The sequence below is a fragment of the Snodgrassella sp. ESL0253 genome (assembly GCF_013344965.1).
In the GTDB taxonomy this organism is placed as follows: domain Bacteria; phylum Pseudomonadota; class Gammaproteobacteria; order Burkholderiales; family Neisseriaceae; genus Snodgrassella; species Snodgrassella alvi_B.
The window spans coordinates 18,968-35,947 of the sequence record NZ_JAAEDQ010000009.1 but is presented as its reverse complement, the minus strand read 5'-3'; the positions used below and the strand labels follow the sequence as shown (position 1 = coordinate 35,947).

General features: G+C 48.5%; 14 protein-coding genes. 9 read left to right on the top strand and 5 right to left on the bottom strand.

All coding sequences use genetic code 11. From position 1 onward, the window contains the following. Positions 1–78 precede the first annotated feature (78 nt). The 3 genes from GYX26_RS08215 (at position 79) to GYX26_RS08205 (ending at position 4,842) form a co-directional block, all read left to right on the top strand. Entirely contained in the window at positions 79–1,317 is a 1,239-nt protein-coding gene (locus GYX26_RS08215; protein ID WP_174828849.1) for a multifunctional CCA addition/repair protein, read from the top strand. 2 nt (positions 1,318–1,319) lie between these two features. Next, a complete protein-coding gene (glnD, locus tag GYX26_RS08210) occupies positions 1,320–3,884 on the top strand; it encodes a [protein-PII] uridylyltransferase (protein WP_238791260.1) in 2,565 nt (854 codons plus the stop codon). A 70-nt stretch (positions 3,885–3,954) separates the two neighbouring features. After that, positions 3,955–4,842, top strand: a complete 888-nt coding sequence (locus GYX26_RS08205) for an NAD(P)H-hydrate dehydratase (protein WP_174828848.1) — start codon at positions 3,955–3,957, stop codon at positions 4,840–4,842. A 90-nt stretch (positions 4,843–4,932) separates the two neighbouring features. Here GYX26_RS08205 and GYX26_RS08200 read toward each other — a convergent pair whose 3' ends face one another. From GYX26_RS08200 to GYX26_RS08190, 3 genes are read right to left on the bottom strand one after another with little or no spacing between them, the layout of a single operon-like run. After that, positions 4,933–5,634: an aspartate/glutamate racemase family protein gene (locus tag GYX26_RS08200; RefSeq protein ID WP_174828847.1), complete on the bottom strand. Its 702-nt coding sequence runs from the start codon at positions 5,632–5,634 to the stop codon at positions 4,933–4,935. 25 nt (positions 5,635–5,659) lie between these two features. Continuing rightward, complete coding sequence (locus GYX26_RS08195; RefSeq protein ID WP_174828846.1) at positions 5,660–6,313, bottom strand: HAD family hydrolase; 654 nt, start codon at positions 6,311–6,313, stop codon at positions 5,660–5,662. A 36-nt stretch (positions 6,314–6,349) separates the two neighbouring features. Further along, the gene (locus GYX26_RS08190; protein ID WP_174828845.1) at positions 6,350–7,327 is read right to left on the bottom strand and encodes a cation diffusion facilitator family transporter; all 978 of its coding nucleotides are present in this window, start codon (positions 7,325–7,327) and stop codon (positions 6,350–6,352) included. Between the two features lie 737 nt (positions 7,328–8,064). Between GYX26_RS08190 and GYX26_RS08185 the strand changes: the two genes are divergently transcribed. Genes GYX26_RS08185 through GYX26_RS08175 form a run of 3 tightly spaced genes read left to right on the top strand, consistent with a single transcriptional unit; the run spans position 8,065 to position 11,912 of the window. Beyond that, entirely contained in the window at positions 8,065–9,570 is a 1,506-nt protein-coding gene (locus tag GYX26_RS08185; protein ID WP_174828844.1) for an MBOAT family protein, read from the top strand. Beyond that, positions 9,557–10,768 carry an SGNH family hydrolase gene (locus GYX26_RS08180; RefSeq protein WP_174828843.1) on the top strand — a complete coding sequence of 404 codons (1,212 nt, stop codon included), beginning with the start codon at positions 9,557–9,559 and terminating at the stop codon, positions 10,766–10,768. Before GYX26_RS08185 ends, GYX26_RS08180 begins: the two co-directional genes overlap by 14 nt. Continuing rightward, positions 10,758–11,912, top strand: a complete 1,155-nt coding sequence (locus GYX26_RS08175) for a GDSL-type esterase/lipase family protein (RefSeq protein WP_174828842.1) — start codon at positions 10,758–10,760, stop codon at positions 11,910–11,912. The genes GYX26_RS08180 and GYX26_RS08175 overlap by 11 nt, the downstream gene beginning before the upstream one ends. A gap of 77 nt (positions 11,913–11,989) precedes the next feature. On the opposite strand, the gene nfsA is transcribed toward GYX26_RS08175, so the two are convergent. Both nfsA and wrbA read right to left on the bottom strand, forming a co-directional pair. Next, entirely contained in the window at positions 11,990–12,730 is a 741-nt protein-coding gene (nfsA, locus tag GYX26_RS08170) for an oxygen-insensitive NADPH nitroreductase (RefSeq protein ID WP_100091314.1), read from the bottom strand. Between the two features lie 19 nt (positions 12,731–12,749). Further along, on the bottom strand, positions 12,750–13,349 hold the full coding sequence (wrbA, locus tag GYX26_RS08165) for an NAD(P)H:quinone oxidoreductase (protein WP_174828841.1): 600 nt from the start codon (positions 13,347–13,349) through the stop codon (positions 12,750–12,752). A 132-nt stretch (positions 13,350–13,481) separates the two neighbouring features. Between wrbA and GYX26_RS08160 the strand changes: the two genes are divergently transcribed. The 3 genes from GYX26_RS08160 to xth all read left to right on the top strand — a co-directional run bounded on the left by GYX26_RS08160 (position 13,482) and on the right by xth (position 16,973). After that, the gene (locus GYX26_RS08160; RefSeq protein ID WP_174828840.1) at positions 13,482–14,723 is read left to right on the top strand and encodes a YihY family inner membrane protein; all 1,242 of its coding nucleotides are present in this window, start codon (positions 13,482–13,484) and stop codon (positions 14,721–14,723) included. A gap of 82 nt (positions 14,724–14,805) precedes the next feature. Continuing rightward, positions 14,806–16,137, top strand: coding sequence for a M23 family metallopeptidase (locus GYX26_RS08155; RefSeq protein WP_238791259.1), 1,332 nt, complete (start codon positions 14,806–14,808; stop codon positions 16,135–16,137). A gap of 71 nt (positions 16,138–16,208) precedes the next feature. Continuing rightward, positions 16,209–16,973 (top strand): exodeoxyribonuclease III, encoded by a 765-nt coding sequence (gene xth, locus GYX26_RS08150; RefSeq protein ID WP_100091311.1) that lies wholly within the window; start codon positions 16,209–16,211, stop codon positions 16,971–16,973. Positions 16,974–16,980: the final 7 nt, after the last annotated feature.

The following is a 16,980-nucleotide window of genomic DNA, read 5'->3' as shown; positions in this document are numbered from 1 at the left end:
AAGCCGGTGGAAAAATCAGTTAACAACTGTACCAGACTACGGCACAATGATCTTCTGTTTTTGATTGATACATTTGATATGCAAATTTATTTAGTTGGTGGTGCGGTAAGGGATAAGTATTTACAACGCCCAGTGGCTGACCGCGACTGGGTGGTGGTGGGTGCCGGTGCTGAAGATATGTTACAGGCTGGCTATCAGCCGGTTGGCAAGGATTTTCCGGTGTTTCTGCACCCACAAACACATGAAGAATATGCGCTGGCACGCACGGAGCGCAAAGTGGCAGCAGGATATGGTGGCTTTACCTTTCATGCAGCCGCTGATGTCACGCTGGAACAGGATTTGCAGCGGCGTGATTTAACCATCAATGCCATGGCAGAAGATGCAGCAGGCAATCTGATCGATCCCTACAATGGTCTGGCTGATTTACGCCGCGGTATCTTGCGCCATGTCAGCCCGGCATTTGCGGAAGACCCGGTGCGAATTTTGCGTATAGCCCGTTTTGCAGCCCGCTACGGGTTTCGGGTTGCGGATGAAACGATGGCATTAATGCGCCAGATGGTGGCCAATGGCGAGGTAAATGCACTGGTTGCCGAGCGGGTATGGCAGGAGCTGGCGAAAGGATTGATGGAAAAGCAGCCACGTCTGATGATAGAGGTTCTGCGCGCCTGCGGAGCACTGAAGATTATTCTGCCAGAAGTAGATGCTTTGTTTGGCGTACCGCAACGGGCTGATTACCATCCGGAAATAGATACTGGTGAGCACACGCTACTGTGCTTGCAGTATGCTGCCGAACATGACTATTCGCTGGAAGAGCGTTACGCTACCCTTACCCATGATTTGGGCAAAGCATTGACACCAGCTGATAAATTACCAAGCCACCCCGGACACGATCAGGCCGGAATCAAGCCTGTGGAGACAGTAAACCAGCGCTGGCAGGTGCCCAAAGCCTGTGCACAATTAGCATTGCTGGTTTGCAGTTATCATATCAGGCTGCACAGTGTGAGCCAGCTCAAACCGAAAACGGTACTGGATATTCTGAAAAAGACTGATGCCTTGCGCCGCCCGCAACGTTTTGCCCAGATTTTACGGGTATGTGTGGCGGATATACGCGGGCGGCTGGGATTTGAACAGCAGCAATACCCACAACAGCGGCACTGGCTGGCCATGCAGTCGGCGGCGCTGGATATTGATGCAGCCGCAATTGCCCGTACTACGGCTGATTCGCAGCAGATTGCTCAGGCTATAGATCAGGCAAGACTGAATCAGATCCGCCCGTTACAGAATGCTTATCGTCAATCCCAATCCAGCGGCTATTAATTATGTTTGCCTCAGCGCTTGTTACCCAATTGTCGGATAGATTATATCAGCACAAGCAACTTGCTGCTGAGATGTACCGGCAACGCCAGCATCCTTTTGTGTATTTTCGGCAGCATACCCAGATTATTACTGAAGTGTTGACAATGCTGTGGCAGGAATTTTTTGCCGGACAGCAATTGTGTTTACTGGCTATAGGTGGTTTCGGGCGTGGCGAGATGTATCCATATTCCGACATGGATATGGCTATTGTCAGCAAAAATGTGATTGATGACGACCTGCAACAGCAGATTGCCGCATTTGTGCAGATATTATGGGATATGCGCTTACAGCCAGCACCAAAGGTGGGCACGATTGAGGAATTATGTGAAAGTGCGCGGCAGGATTTAACGGGCGACTCTGCCTTACTGGAAAGCCGCTTTCTGTGCGGCCAGCGGCAACTGGCAGCAGAATTTATCCATCAGCTCGATTTGCAACGTGATGTAGCCGCTTTTATTGAAGGTAAAATACTGGAACAATGGCAGCGCTATGCCAAGGCCTCAGGAGAAGCCAGCCTGCTGGAAGCGAATGTAAAAACCACTCAGGGTGGTTTACGTGATATTCATACGCTGTTGTGGCTGGCTAAGGTGCAGGGATTACCGCCGCAGATTCATGAACTGATGAAAAAAGCAATTCTGAACCGCACTGAAGCAAGACTGTTACTTAGCTGCCAGAAGCAGCTGGCGAGAATCCGCATTGAGCTACATCTGACTGCCAAACGGGCAGAAGACCGGCTTATTTTCGATCTGCAAACACAGGTGGCACAGAATCTGGGATACGTTGATGATGCCACTTCACGCGCCAGCGAAAAACTGATGCATGATTTTTACCGTGCACTAAAAGGGGTAAAACAGCTCAGTGGTATTCTGGTGCCGATGCTGCGCGACCGTGTCTATGCTGCACTCCCCCGTGTGGTAGTGGAACTTGACCAGCATTATTATCAGGTTGGCAATATGCTGGCAGTACATGACCTTGAACTTTTCTGGCAGAAACCGGAGCATATTTTTACCATTCTGCGCATTGCTCAGAAACACAGTGATATTACTGGCCTCGCGCCCAAAACCTTGCGTGCCTGGTGGGCGGCAGCACACCAGCTGGTTGATGAAGCGTTTTATCAGCATCCGGTCAACCGCAAATGCTTTGCCGATTTTTTCAGGCATGGCAACGGGCTAACCCATTTACTGCGGTTTATCAATCTGTATGGGGTGCTGGGACGCTATCTGCCTGCATGGGGAAAAATCGTTGGTCTGCTACAACATGATTTAATTCATATCTATCCGGTAGACGACCATATATTAATGGTTGTGCGCAATATGCGGCGTCTGGCCATGGAGCAGCACAGCCATGAGCTGCCTTTTGCTTCTACCCTGATGCATACCTTTGCGCATAAACATATTTTATACATGGCAGCGCTGTTTCATGATATTGCCAAAGGGCGTGGTGGCAACCATGCGCAAAAGGGTGTGCCAGATGCACAGCGTTTTGCTGAAGATCATTTTCTGAATGCAGAAGAAAGTGATTTACTCGCGTGGCTGGTGGAACAGCATCTGCTGATGTCGATGACAGCACAAAAGGAAGATATTCAGGACCCGGAAGTGGTTGCCCGATTCAGCAAACAGGTAAAAACGGTTGAGCGCCTGACTGCGCTGTACCTGCTTACCGTAGCTGATATTCGTGGTACCAATCCGAAAATCTGGAACTCATGGAAAGCCAGTCTGCTGGAAAGATTATATAAAGCTGCACTGCACCATTTGAGCGGTAAACAAAGTAACCGGCAAACGGCCATCCTCGACCGTCGGCAGCAGGCAATGCATGAATTAAGTCAGTATCATATCAGCGAAGCACAGCAACGCGAGCTGTGGCACATTCTGGGGCAGGCTTATTTTGCCCGCCATGAGTGGCAGGATATTCTGTGGCATTTGTCAAAAATTATTAATTATGAACAGCAGGCGCAGGCACACAGCCAGCTACTGCCAGACACCGATACTTTAAAAGTAATGGTGTATATGCCTAATCGCCCGAAACTGTTTACCGAGCTGGCCTCTGTTTTCAGTGAGGCCGGTATGAATATCCTGACTGCCCGTGCTTATATTACCGAGCACAACTTTATTCTCGACACGTTTATTCTGCAATTTCCCCCGGGGCTCAATACGGGCGATTATCTGGCTATTCAGAATAAAACCGAGCTGGCTCTCAATCAGTTTGTTAATGGTCATCTGCCGATGCCTACTAATAATCCGGCCAGCCTGAGCCGGCGAAGCCGCCATATGCCAATTGCACCACGTATCAGCATCGATGAAGAAGATAATACCGGCTGGTATAACCTGCACATTATCACGGCCAACCGGCGATTTTTACTGGCCAATATTGCCGCCGTTTTATCCGAACTGAACATCAGTATCCGTTTTGCCAAAATCATGACTCTGGATGAACGTGTGGAAGACAGTTTTTTGGTGTATGCCCCCCAGCTAGCCGATACCCAGCAGCAATTACGGCTTAAAAATGCCCTGCTGGATCAGCTCCTGCTATAAATGGGATTGATTCTTATCAACGGGAACATACTTTACGATCGCAGTAAGCTGTAATGACAGGGAGCATGCAATGAACGGATTTCAGATTGATAAAGATATGCTGAGGCAATGGCGGCGACTGGCACATACACATTTTCCAGCTCTGTGCCAGCCACGCTCGCCGCAAAGCCATAAAGGCACATTTGGTACGCTGGCAATTGTGGGCGGTTCTGAAGGAATGGCCGGCTCGATTACACTGGCTGGGATGGCTGCGTTGCATTGCGGCTGCGGCAAGGTATGGCTTGGCTTTCACCAGCCGGCTTTACCAATGCCCCTACTGGCTCAACAGCCAGAAATCATGCTTAGTACCGCAGGCCGTCTATTGCAACGCTCAGATATTACTGCATGGGTGATTGGCTGTGGCCTGGGGACTGATACCTCTGCTTTAACCATGCTGACCGAATGCCTGCAACAGAACAGCACTACCATGCTACTGGATGCCGACGCACTCAATCTGGTGGCACAACAGCCAGCCTTGCTGACCAGCAATCAGAATAAGCAAAACATTATCTTAACGCCGCATCCGGGCGAAGCTGCACGCCTGCTGCATTACACAATCAGTGAAATACAAAGTAACCGCCATCAGGCTGTGCGCCGGCTGGCCGAACAATATGGTGCATGGGTGGTGCTGAAAGGACATCAAAGCCTGATAGCCTCACCCAATGGACGGATACAGCAAAATGAAACCGGCAATTCAGGACTGGCGACAGCCGGTAGTGGTGATGTGCTCGCGGGTATTATTGGCAGTTTGCTGGCTCAGCGAATACCGCCGGAACAGGCGGTATTCGCTGGTGTGTGGTTACATGGTGCCGCCGCCGACATCCTTGCGGCCAATGAAACCGGCCCCATAGGTTTGTGTGCCAGCGAAATAGCAGCGGCTGTACGCTGGCTGCGTAACCGTCTGACTGACTCAGCCTGAAAACGATAAAAAACGGTGGCCATTAGCAGATAATGGCCACCTGTGTTGGCTTTATATCAGCTTTTACGATATCGGAAAAAAGCTGCGCATTTATTGTTCATCCGCCAAAGCCCAGTCCACTGCGGCAGTAGCATGGATAGCAGTAGTATCAAATACCGGAACCGGACTGTCAGCCTGCGACACCAGTAGCATAATTTCGGTACAGCCCAGAATAATCGCTTCTGCACCGGCATCAGCCAGACGCTGAATGATTTGCCGGTATTGCTGGCGTGATTCTTCACGGATAACACCCGATACCAGTTCGTTATAAATGATTTTATGTACGGTCTGGCAATCTGTATCATTCGGAATCAGCACCTCCAAGCCAAATTTATCGGTAAGCCGCCCCTTATAAAAATGCTGTTTCATGGTAAATTCCGTTCCCAGCAGGCCTACTTTATGGAGTTTTTGGCGACAGATCTGCTGTGCAGTGGCATCGGCAATATGCAGCAGCGGGATGTTTACACTGTTCTGAACCTCTTCGGCCATGCGATGCATGGTATTGGTACAAATCACTATGCATTGGGCACCCCCCTGCTCCAGCTGGCGCGCAGCCGTACACATGCTCTCGGCCAGCTCATCCCAGCGTCCCAGATGCTGTAATGCTTCAATTTCCGCAAAATCCACGGATAACATGATGCTTTGGGCTGAATGTGTGCTGCCCAGACGATAGCGCACCTGTTCATTAATCATACGATAATATTGGGCAGAGCTTTCCCAGCTCATGCCACCCAGTAAACCAATGGTTTTCATGCTATTTCCCCTTGTGAGTTAAAAGTTATTTTTTCAGTAGTTCGAGAATCTCTTTTGGCTGCTCGATAATATAATCTGCCGGCCAGCTTGCTGTGTTGTCTTCGGCACCTATATAGCCCCAGTTTGCCAGTACGGTTATCATGCCGGCATTGCGTCCGGCCTGCATATCACGTTCCGCATCACCAATATACAGACAGTTTTCTGGAGCCACACCTATCTGCTGGCAGGCATACAGCATCGGTTCGGTACTTGGCTTGGGCGCACTGGTGGTATCGCCACTTACCACCACTGCTGGCGCAATACTGCAACCCAGCTTCGGTACCAGACGATCGGTGAATACATGCGGTTTATTGGTGATGATACCCCACGCTATACCCTGCTGAGCCAGTTTTTGTAATACTTCGTCAATACCGCCAAACAGTACAGTCTGCTCGGTAAAGTGCAGTTCATACTCTGCCAAGAAAGCCTGTCTTAAAGCAGCAAACTCCGGATTGTCTGCCTGCATCCCCGTACCAAGCTTAATCAGCCCTGCGGCACCATGGCTGGCAACTGGGCGAATTTCCGCCATACTTTTAGGCGGCAAATGCTGCTTTTCCAGTACCCGATTGAGGGCGGCGCCCAAATCCGGCGCAGTATCGGCAAGCGTACCATCCAAATCAAATAACACTGCTTTAATCATGATTTTCTATCCAGTATATAATCCGTATGTTTTGTATTAATGTGCATGCTGGTGAGCACCCGATGGCATACAGCATAACAGGTTATTGCTGTGCGTATGGGCAGTACTTTCTGTCTGTACAGTTACATGATGGATGTTATGCTGAAGTAGTATTTCTGCCAGTTCATTCACCAGTTTTTCAGCTTCGGTAACCGTTAATGCACCATCGACTACGATATGGCAGGACAAAGCATTCATATTGCTGGTAATCGTCCATGCATGCAAATCATGCACAGCTTCAATTCCGGGCATAGCCAGAATAATGTTGCTTAGTTGTTCCAGTTCGATGGCATCTGGCGTACCTTCCATCAGAATGCGCAGAGTAGTTTTCAGAATCCCAATACCACTGTAGGCAATCAGACAGGCCACCACGATACTGGCAAGCGGATCAGCCCAGCGCCAGCCAAACAGCATCATGAGTATGGCTGCAACGATTGCCCCCACAGAACCCAGTAAATCGCCCAATACATGTAAAAAGGCACCGCGCATGTTGACGTTATGTTCGGTTTCGCTAGTGCGATACATATACCAAGCAATAGCGATATTCACTAGCAAGCCAAGAACACTGATAATCAGCATGCCACGGGTAGCAATATCTGGTGGATTGACAAAACGACCGATTGCTTCATACACAATCATCACTGCAATCGCAATCAGCGCCATACCATTCACCGCGGCAGCAATAATTTCAAAGCGCTTATAACCAAAGGTCTGACGCTGATTTACCGGACGCTCACTCAGATGAAACGCAATCAAGGATAGTGCCAGCGCGAGCGCATCTGAAAACATGTGCCCAGCATCCGACAGCAGAGCCAGACTGTTGGTGAAGTAACCGCCAATAATTTCCACCACCATATATGCACCGATAACCAGCAGAGAAATGCGTAAAACCTGCTTATCTGCACTGTGTGCACCTATATGGTGATGATGTGCACCATCATGATGGTGTTCATGTGTATGGTTATGTTCGTGCATAGATAGCCTTTTTTTAATCGCCCAATATCGGCGCAGGTTAAACTCTGCCATATGGTCAAAATCAAACCTATTTGCGCCTGTGGTTTGCAAGCGGAGAATCCCAGAACCTGTTACTAAGACAAAAATTCTTGCAAGACAAGATAATAAATACCTAGCTTTATTTGATAATAGCAGAAAAAAAGACAATCGACCGCTGTTTCAATAAAGTTCTTCGCCAAGAAACATTTATGGCAGACAAACGGTAAAAAGCATACAGTTTTCTGCACATCCTGCCAGCTACCAATAGCTATATCCTTAAATTAAATTTATTTTGATAACAAAATTTTATATATGAATTTCGTTACAATATTTCACATTTACGGGTAAAATATCGTTTCCCTTTATTGATGCAATTAACCTTGGCATGGCAGTATCGGATTAAGGGTATTACAGCCAATTCAGATTAACTGAAAAGAATACAGATTCAGCTGCGTAAAACCAGAGCAAACCCTTACTCTGTCTGAATATGCGGGTTTGAATTCATAATGTGTGAATATTAATTCTTAGCGTATAAATAGCATCCGGATAACATCATTATTCGATTACAATCCTGTTATGAATACAGCAGGCGCATAGCTTACTCACTAGTAGTCTGCCCATACGCATAAACATTAATTAACTGATTTTAATAAACTTTTTTAATTAGTCTTGTTTGGCATGGTTTAACAATCACTATCTTTTGACTGTTTATCTGCTTCATGTTTAGCTTTATTTCCATCGAATTCGGCCTGTCATTTATCGCCTTTTTCTGCCTGTACTGGCTTTTGAGTGCCAAACCGCAGCTACAAAATCTGCTTTTACTGTGTACTAGCTATCTCATTGTTTATCTGAGCGGCAAAGCACAGGCACTGACTACCTTACTGGTATTCACCGTATTCATTTACGCCACTTCCATCCGGATTAATCACGGTAGCAAGCCAAAAATATGGCTGATAACCGGATGTGCGATTACCCTGCTGAATCTGATATTGTGGAAGTATTTCGATTTTTTCCGTACCCCGGTGGGCAACAGCCTAGATACATTCGGACTGAATTCCGACTGGCTGGCGAGCGTTATATTACCGCTGGGCATATCCTATTATTCATTTCAGGCAATCAGCTATCTGGTTTCCCTGTATCAGTCGCGCAGCAAAGGGCAACCGGAGAGCAGGCATCTTTCCCTGCCCGCTCTGGCTCTGCATCTGGCATTTTTCCCTACCATTACAGCCGGCCCGATTGCACGTGCCTATGATGCACGCGGGCTAACTGATATATCCGGCAAGCCCTGCGGCATGGTAACGCAAATCCACACTCAGCAATGCCGCCGGATTCTGGCGCCCACTGTGGCACTGTCTCTGATAGTCATGGCACTGATGAAAAACTGGTGGTTATCAGGCTGGATTGCCGACAACTGGGTTGATCCGGTATTTGCCAATCCGATGCAGTATCAGAGTCTGGAGATACTGGCGGCCATTTACGGCTATACCGTACAGCTTTTTTTCAACTTTTCCGGTTATAGTGATTTGATGGTGGCCATAGGGCTGCTGCTAGGGTTTCGTCTGCCAGTAAATTTCCGCGCGCCGCTACTGGCTCATAATATCCGTGAATTCTGGCTGCGCTGGCACATCAGCCTGTCCACCTGGATACGCGACTATATTTATATTCCACTCGGCGGTAGCCGGCACGGTACAACACGTACTCAGCTCAATCTGCTGGTTGCCATGGCCTTATCCGGCATCTGGCATGGCAATGGCTGGCATTTTCTCATTTGGGGATTCTTACACGGAGCCGGCATGATATTGCTCAATCTGGGCGACTTACTGCACTCCCGCCTGCGTCACTGCACGCTGGAGCAGGCACGCAACGGCCTGAGCAAAAGCGGCAAGGCTGGCAAAATCATCAGTATTGTGCTTACGGTACATTTTGTGTGCTTCTGTTTTGTTTTTTTCCGTGCGCCAACCCTTAATGATGCCTTACTCCTGTTACACGCGCTGCTATACAACCATATTAATGTGCCACTGAGCACCAATCCATTTTACTTTTTTAGCCTGTTGTTACTGGCATGGATACTGTATCCATTGCTGGCAAAATTCATCACCCTGTTATATGAGCGTGCTGATACCTTACCTCGCTACAGCCTGATCCTCCCTTTATTGCTGCTGCTGGTTCTGGTATTAATCTGCGCGCCGACTGGTATCCCGGGATTTATCTATGCCAACTTCTAAATACCGTCGTCTGCCTTCTTATCAAAACCACAACCAGCAAAGAAAATACAGCCAGTTTGAGTACATGCCTGTGGTTAGCCTGAAAACAGTCACCACCTTGCCTATGGTAGTAGTCAGTGAAGAACCGAAAACTGAAGTACAGGTAGACAAAAGCAACAAGCAGCAATTTCGCTTTGTTTTTCTTGCTTTAGTGATTACTGCCAGTGTTTCCTTATGGCTGATGCAAGATTCGGTAGCGGCTTATTATCAGCAGACTTATCATCAGAACAGTATTTTATCAAAACTGAAACAGCAGCGTTGGTGGCAAAGCGGCGCACAGGCAGGCATGATGCTTAATGATGGTATCGACTGGCTTAATCAGAATATTGCCACAGCTAACCACAATATTATTACTGCTTTTAATAAGCATTATGCTTACGCTGAAAGTGACAGGGCCAGAATACAGCAACAGGCACAACTGGCCGAACAACAACGCCAACTGGCTCTACAAAAAGCAGCCAGAGAAAACAGTATTAAGGCAGCTTTTACCCTCACGCCTAGCGATGAAGTATTTTTTGCCGGTGATTCACTGATGCAAGGTGTGGCACCACATGTGCAGAAATGGCTGAGTGAAGATTATGGTATTAAAACCATTAATCTGAGCAAGCAAAGTACCGGGCTTAGCTACCCCAGCTTTTTTAACTGGCCGCAAACCATTGCCCATACTCTGGATACGCATCCGCATATCAAGATACTGGTAATATTTCTCGGCCCGAATGACCCGTGGGATATTCCCGACCCGCGTAACGGCAGCCGTTTCATCAGCTTTGCATCTGCACAATGGGAAGGTATGTACCGCAGCCGGATTAAAACCATTATGGATACAGCCCGGCAGCATCAGGTAACTGTTTTATGGCTTACGCCACCGGATATGCGTCGCAATAAGCTTAACGAACAAATGGCCTACCTGCGCGAGCTCACAGCCGATGAAGTAAGCAAAAATCACGGCTATATAGTTGATACCCGGGCTATGCTCGGTAGCAATGGTAATGGATTCAATGATACAGTTACTGAAGCTGATGGAAAGAAAATCAAAACCCGTAGTGCGGATGGTATTCATTTCACAATATCAGGACAGAAAATCATTGCCAGAAACATTTTTAACCGCTTTAACCTACCGGTACAGCCTGTTGAAAACGATACATCAAATGTACACTAAAAAACATTTTGCCATTCTGGGCTGCTGTCTTTGGATAATGGCCTGCTCTGCCGATCCTGCTCCGGTTCAATCTGGCCACAATCGTGCCCCTTTATCTTCTCAGGCTAACCATAATGCACAACTGGCTCAGGCTTTACAGAATAAAAGCATCAGCATTGTGCAACTGGGCGATTCTCACACCGCAGCAGATTACCTCACCAACGCCGCACGTGTGCGTCTGCAACAGCAATTGGGCAATGGTGGCCCCGGCTGGGCAATGCCCACGCAGTTTCCCAGTATGCGGCTGGCGCGCTTTACCTATCAGAATCAGGGCTGGCAAGCCGTATCCAGCCGCACTGAAACCAGCCAGAACTATACCCTTGGTGGCCTGATTGCTACCCCCTCTGTCGGTGCGGTGATGACCATCAAAACCCGTGAACCCGAAGCAGAGCAAACGGTTATTGTCAGTATCCGACAGGGACAGAACGATGAAGATTTAACAGTTACCGACAGTAACGGCCAGCAGATTTTGCTTTCTGCACAGCCTAAAGATAATCAGTGGCATTTCAGCCAGTTTAATGCGCGTTTTCCGATTACGATTAAAGCAGGCATGAATTTTCAGACTGCTATCGGCGGCTGGTGGGCACGAAATCAAAACCGGCAGGGAGTAGTGTTTTCTGCACTGGGAATTAACGGTTTTCAGCTCAATCAGTGGAACCGCTGGAATACAGAGGCATGGCAGCAGGAGCTGAATGTGATTGCGCCAGACCTGATTATTCTGGCCTTTGGCACAAATGAAGCCTATAACGGGATAGAAATCGAAACAGTTAAGCAGAATCTGCTTGAGACAATTACCCAGATTCGCATTGCTTCACCCAATAGCGCCATTATGCTTCTGGGCGCGCCGGAAAGCCTGAAAAGTACTGCCGGTTCCTGTGGCGTACGCCCGGAAAAACTAACTGAATTACAGACAATGCAAAAAGAAGTGGCTCAAAGCCAGCATATTCTCTACTGGGACTGGCAGGCAGTTATGGGCGGCAAGTGCAGTATGAAATCATGGATAAATCAGGGACTGGCGCGCGGTGATGGCGTTCACTTTACTGCCAGTGGTTATCAGCGCCTTGGTCAGGCACTGGCAGACAGTATTCTGTCACTGCGACAGTAGCATTAATCCTGTTTTAAGCCAATAACACCAGTTCCGGCTGATACAGCCAGAACTGGTGAATTTTTTAGCGAACCTGTTTAACGTTTGGCCAATTCCTGCTGGTGCAAGAATGGCAGAATCTGCGGACGTACCGGCTGAGCAAAATTGTTGGCTACCGCCTTACTCCAGTTCAGATCAAGCCCGCTGCGCTCACGGTAATACAGCGTAAGCTGTTCATCATAAGCGGCCAGTTTAGCCGGATCAAGCGGGCGATAGCGGTTTTCGCTCACTAATGTATCCAGCGGCAAACGCGGACGATACATCGGGTCTTGTGCCGGATGCCCCAGACACAGTCCGAACAGGGGGAAAGTTAACTGAGGTAACTCCAGAATTTCAGCTGCCCGTTTCACATCATTGCGCAGAGAACCAATATACACCCCGCCCAATCCAAGCGATTCAGCAGCCAACAGACAGTTTTGCGCCATAATGCCCGCATCAACAGCCCCGATAATCATGCCTTCTGTCCAGTCTAGCTGCGCTTCGGGAAAAGCAAGCTTGTGTCTGGTGTAATCCACACAAAATACCCAGAATTCGGCTGCGGTGCGCACATATTTCTGATTAGCGGCAACTTCACACAAAGCTGCACGCTTTTCCATATCCGTTACCCGAATAATGTGCGTACTTTGCATAAAACTGGATGAAGAAGCTGCACGTCCTGCTTCCCAAATGGCTTCACGCTGCTCATCCGTTAACGCTTCCTCGGTAAATTTACGAATGGAGCGGTGGCGGTAAATAGTGGGCAAAGTAGCCGCACTGCTTAAATTGGAGTGGTAACTCATCATAATTCCTAAAGTTATTTCAGCGCGCCAAACGCAACGCCAGTTCTGCCAGTCGTCTGCCCTGTGCAAATGCCAGTGCATCTTCTGCATCACTTAGTTTGGGGCAATTTTCGTTTCCTGCAACATGGCTGGCACCATAAGGGGTGCCGCCGCTTTGTGTCTGATTCAGCTGCGGTTCACTAAACGGGATACCACACAGCAGCATACCGTGATGCAATAATGGTGTCATCATGCTTAAAAGTGTACTTTCCTGCCCGCCATGCAAACTGGTGCTACTGGTAAATACACAGGCTGGCTTGCCAATCAGGCTACCGGCCAGCCATAGGCTGCTGGTGCTGTCGAGAAAATATTTAACAGGCGCAGCGCAATTACCAAAGCGGGTTGGGCTACCCAGCGCCAGCGCGGCACAGTTTTGCAGCTCTTCCAGCGTAACATAGGGCGCACCCTCATCTGGAATTTCCGCAGCAGTTGCTTCACACACAGCCGAGACTTTGGGCACAGTCCGCAATAGCGCTTCACAGCCAGCCACGCTGTCTACTCCGCGAGCCAGCGCCAATGCCAGATTGCGCGTACTGCCAGACAAACTGTAATACACCACCAGAATGGGTAAATCTGCCATAAACCGCTCCTTGAACAGTGTTTGAATGCCATTATTGTGCCGTAACTGTCATAGCTTGACCAGTCAGCATGGAAATTCTGCACTGTATGCGCTTTTTGGTTACAATCAACCAGCCACTTGTCAGGAGTAGCCATGGATATACATTCATTTAAAAGCAAATATTTACAACAGCGCCTGCCGCAGTTTTTACTGTTTGTCGGACAAAATTATCAACGCTGTAATTTGCCCCTGATTGCCGCCAGCCTGACTTTCACCACCTTGCTGGCACTGGTACCGTTTTTTACCATTACCGTGATTGTGGTAAACGCCTTTCCCATGTTCGCGGATATGGCCACACGCTTTAACCAGTTTCTGACTCACATTATTGTGCCGGCTGCCGGTGCTGATTCAGTCAGCGATTATCTGTATGCCTTTCGCGATAAAGCCAGCGGCCTCACCGCAGTAGGCATCAGCTTTATGATTATCACTTCATTGATGCTGATTCAGACCATAGAACATGCGTTCAATCAAATCTGGCAGGCACGCGACCAGCGCCCGCTATGGATTCGAATCCTGATTTACTGGGCATTACTCACTCTTGGGCCGGTAGTACTGGGCATGAGTCTTTCAGCCATTGGTTTATTGTCCAATCCGGCCAATATGGCCAGCCAGATTCCGTTTTACAGCACACTTTTCGGCATTGTTACCAATCTGGCACTGATTACCCTGTTGCTGTTTCTGATATACAAACTGGTGCCATTCTGTTTTGTTCGGTGGCATCATGCTTTACTGGGTGCCATCATCACAGCAGTCGGGCTGGATTTACTGCGGCGTGGATTTGCCATTTTCGTAACCGACTTTGGCAATTACCAGAAAGTGTACGGTGCCTTTGCTGCTATACCGGTGTTTTTAATCTGGCTAAATTTATTATGGCTTTTATTACTCGCCGGTGCCGTACTCACCTCTTCACTGCCCTACTGGCATCAGGAAAGATTTCGCTATCTGCATCAGTGTCAGCCATTTGAAAACGCACTGGATATGCTATACCAGCTATTACAGGCTCAGCAACGGGGTCAGGCTGTCAAATCCGGTCAGCTTCAGCAACAGCTCAGTATCAGCGATAAACATCTAGACCAGATACTTACCCAGCTCGAACAACAACATTATATTGCTCACAGCAGCAATGGCTGGCTATTGCAAACAGATCCAGACAAAATCATGCTGGCCGATTTGTATAAACTATTTATTTATCAGCCAAACCACAATTCAGCAATAAGCAGTTCCATTCAGTCACTGCTGCAACCGTGTTTACAGCAACTGGATATCAGTCTGTGTGAATGGGCAAAACAGTTGCCACAGCAACTTTCAGGCCAGCAGCCACAAAATGAAGCATAAAAATAATCTGCCACTGGCATTTTCAGGTAAATAGTTTTACATTTACCGGTTTTAGCGTTGCACTTTCAGCAAAATAACAACCATGACTATGTTTACCCACTCAGCAGCGTTACTCCGGCGCCTCAGGCAGAAAATAGCCAGCAAACCCAAACTCTGGTGTAGCATTGCCGTAGCCATCACATTGCTACTGTGCATAGCTGTTGTGCTTATTTCCAGCCGCAAACATACTCCAGAGCGCTATCAGGCAAAACACATCACCCTGAAAATAGCACCGGTAACCATCAAAACTCATGCTGTGAACCTGAATTTCTGGCGTGATGAAATTGTTCAGCCGGGCGACAACATCAGCATGGTACTGAGCCGCTTTAGCATCCGCCCCGAAGAAATCGAGCAAATAACCAATCTTAAAATTATCAAAAATAAAGTACAGCATTTACAGGTTAATCAGGTATTCAGCATACGCATGGATAATAATGGCCACCTCACCGATATCCAGTTTTTTAATGACGACGACAATGGTGAAAAAAATCTGGTGGCACTGAAAAAAGCTGGCAATAGCTGGCATGCCGATGTGAGTGCGGTTGATACCGAAACTCTGCCAACATTCAAGGCTGTAGTCGTAAAAACTTCCGCCCGCGGCGCACTGGCACAGGCAAGCATACCCGTGGAAATCCGCGAATCACTGCGTGAAATTTTCAAAGATAAAATAGACATCAACACCTTGCAAAGCGGTGATACCATCCGCCTGATTTACGACAGCCTCTATTATCGTGGGCAGGAACTGGCGACCGGCGATATCCGTGCCGCCGAATTCAACCATAATGGCAACCTATATCAGGCCTATTATTACGATACCGGCAATGATGGCAATGGCCAGTATTATGATGCCAACGGCAAACCGCTGCGCAAAGGCTTTACCAGTGTACCGGTTGAAGGTGCGCGAATCTCCTCACCATTCGGCACCCGTTTTCATCCGATACTGCAAACACTACGCATGCACAGCGGCATTGATTATGCTGTCGCCAGCGGCACCCCCATCCATGCGCCGTCTGATGGTACCGTTGAAAGTTTTGGCATCAAAGGTGGTTATGGCAATACAGTCGTATTACGCCACAACGACAGCATGCAAACCCTGTACGGACACATGAGTGCCTTTGCCAACCTCAGTGTCGGCCAGCATGTACGGGCAGGAACAATTATTGGTTATGTGGGCAGCACCGGTGTTTCTACCGGCCCGCACCTGCATTACGAAGTGCGGATTAACGGCCAGCCGGTAAACCCAACCAGCGTCGCCCTGCCCACCCGTACACTGAATGCTCGCGAACTGGCCGATTTCAGGCAGAAACAGCGCCACTGGAATGAGCAGCTAGCCAGCATCCGCAACCTCAGGGTAAGCATTGCCCAACTGGATTAATCGCTATATCCAGTCTGGAATTCACCACATTTTACGCATACAATAACCGTTTTGCTGTTACAGAATTCATCATGAAAATCGCTACATGGAATGTCAACTCACTGAATGTGCGCCTGCCCCACACCCTGCGCTGGCTGGAAGAGAACCAGCCGGATATTCTGGCCTTGCAGGAGCTAAAACTTGAGCAGGACAAATTTCCAGAGGCCGAATTTACCCGGATTGGTTATCATGCAGCATGGAATGGTCAGAAAACTTACAATGGCGTTGCCATACTTAGCCGTCAGCCTCTTGAGCAGGTTACCATCGATATTCCTGAGCTGAATGAACCGCAAAAGCGCATTATTGCCGCCAGCATCAACGATATCAGGGTTATCTGTGCCTATTGCGTAAACGGCGAAGCAGTAGGCAGTGAAAAATTTGCCTATAAAGAGCGCTGGTTTGCCGCGCTGAATGCCTATATGCGTCGTGAACTGGCACAGCATCCCAAAACCATCCTGCTGGGTGATTTCAATATTGCTCCGCAGGATATAGATGTTTACGATCCAGAAAAATGGCAGGACAAAGTACTATGCTCGCCACAGGAGCGCAGCTGGTTTCAGCAACTGCTGCAACTGGGCTTGACCGACAGCCTGCATTATCTGTATCCCGACAGCGCCCACTACACCTGGTGGGATTACCGCATGAACATGTTCAAACGCAAGCTCGGGTTACGCATTGACCATATCCTGCTGAGTCAGCCATTATTACCGGCATTACGTGAAGTACAGGTTGATAGCGCCGCCCGTGGCTGGGAACGCCCCAGTGACCATGCGCCGGTTATGGCTACACTCGCCTGATGAACAG

Coding starts and splice junctions, on each gene's coding strand:
- GYX26_RS08215 (WP_174828849.1), top strand. CDS start 79: ATGCAAATTTATTTAGTTGGTGGTGCGGTAAGGGATAAGTATTTACAA.
- glnD (WP_238791260.1), top strand. CDS start 1,320: ATGTTTGCCTCAGCGCTTGTTACCCAATTGTCGGATAGATTATATCAG.
- GYX26_RS08205 (WP_174828848.1), top strand. CDS start 3,955: ATGAACGGATTTCAGATTGATAAAGATATGCTGAGGCAATGGCGGCGA.
- GYX26_RS08200 (WP_174828847.1), bottom strand. CDS start 5,634: ATGAAAACCATTGGTTTACTGGGTGGCATGAGCTGGGAAAGCTCTGCC.
- GYX26_RS08195 (WP_174828846.1), bottom strand. CDS start 6,313: ATGATTAAAGCAGTGTTATTTGATTTGGATGGTACGCTTGCCGATACT.
- GYX26_RS08190 (WP_174828845.1), bottom strand. CDS start 7,327: ATGCACGAACATAACCATACACATGAACACCATCATGATGGTGCACAT.
- GYX26_RS08185 (WP_174828844.1), top strand. CDS start 8,065: ATGTTTAGCTTTATTTCCATCGAATTCGGCCTGTCATTTATCGCCTTT.
- GYX26_RS08180 (WP_174828843.1), top strand. CDS start 9,557: ATGCCAACTTCTAAATACCGTCGTCTGCCTTCTTATCAAAACCACAAC.
- GYX26_RS08175 (WP_174828842.1), top strand. CDS start 10,758: ATGTACACTAAAAAACATTTTGCCATTCTGGGCTGCTGTCTTTGGATA.
- nfsA (WP_100091314.1), bottom strand. CDS start 12,730: ATGAGTTACCACTCCAATTTAAGCAGTGCGGCTACTTTGCCCACTATT.
- wrbA (WP_174828841.1), bottom strand. CDS start 13,349: ATGGCAGATTTACCCATTCTGGTGGTGTATTACAGTTTGTCTGGCAGT.
- GYX26_RS08160 (WP_174828840.1), top strand. CDS start 13,482: ATGGATATACATTCATTTAAAAGCAAATATTTACAACAGCGCCTGCCG.
- GYX26_RS08155 (WP_238791259.1), top strand. CDS start 14,806: ATGACTATGTTTACCCACTCAGCAGCGTTACTCCGGCGCCTCAGGCAG.
- xth (WP_100091311.1), top strand. CDS start 16,209: ATGAAAATCGCTACATGGAATGTCAACTCACTGAATGTGCGCCTGCCC.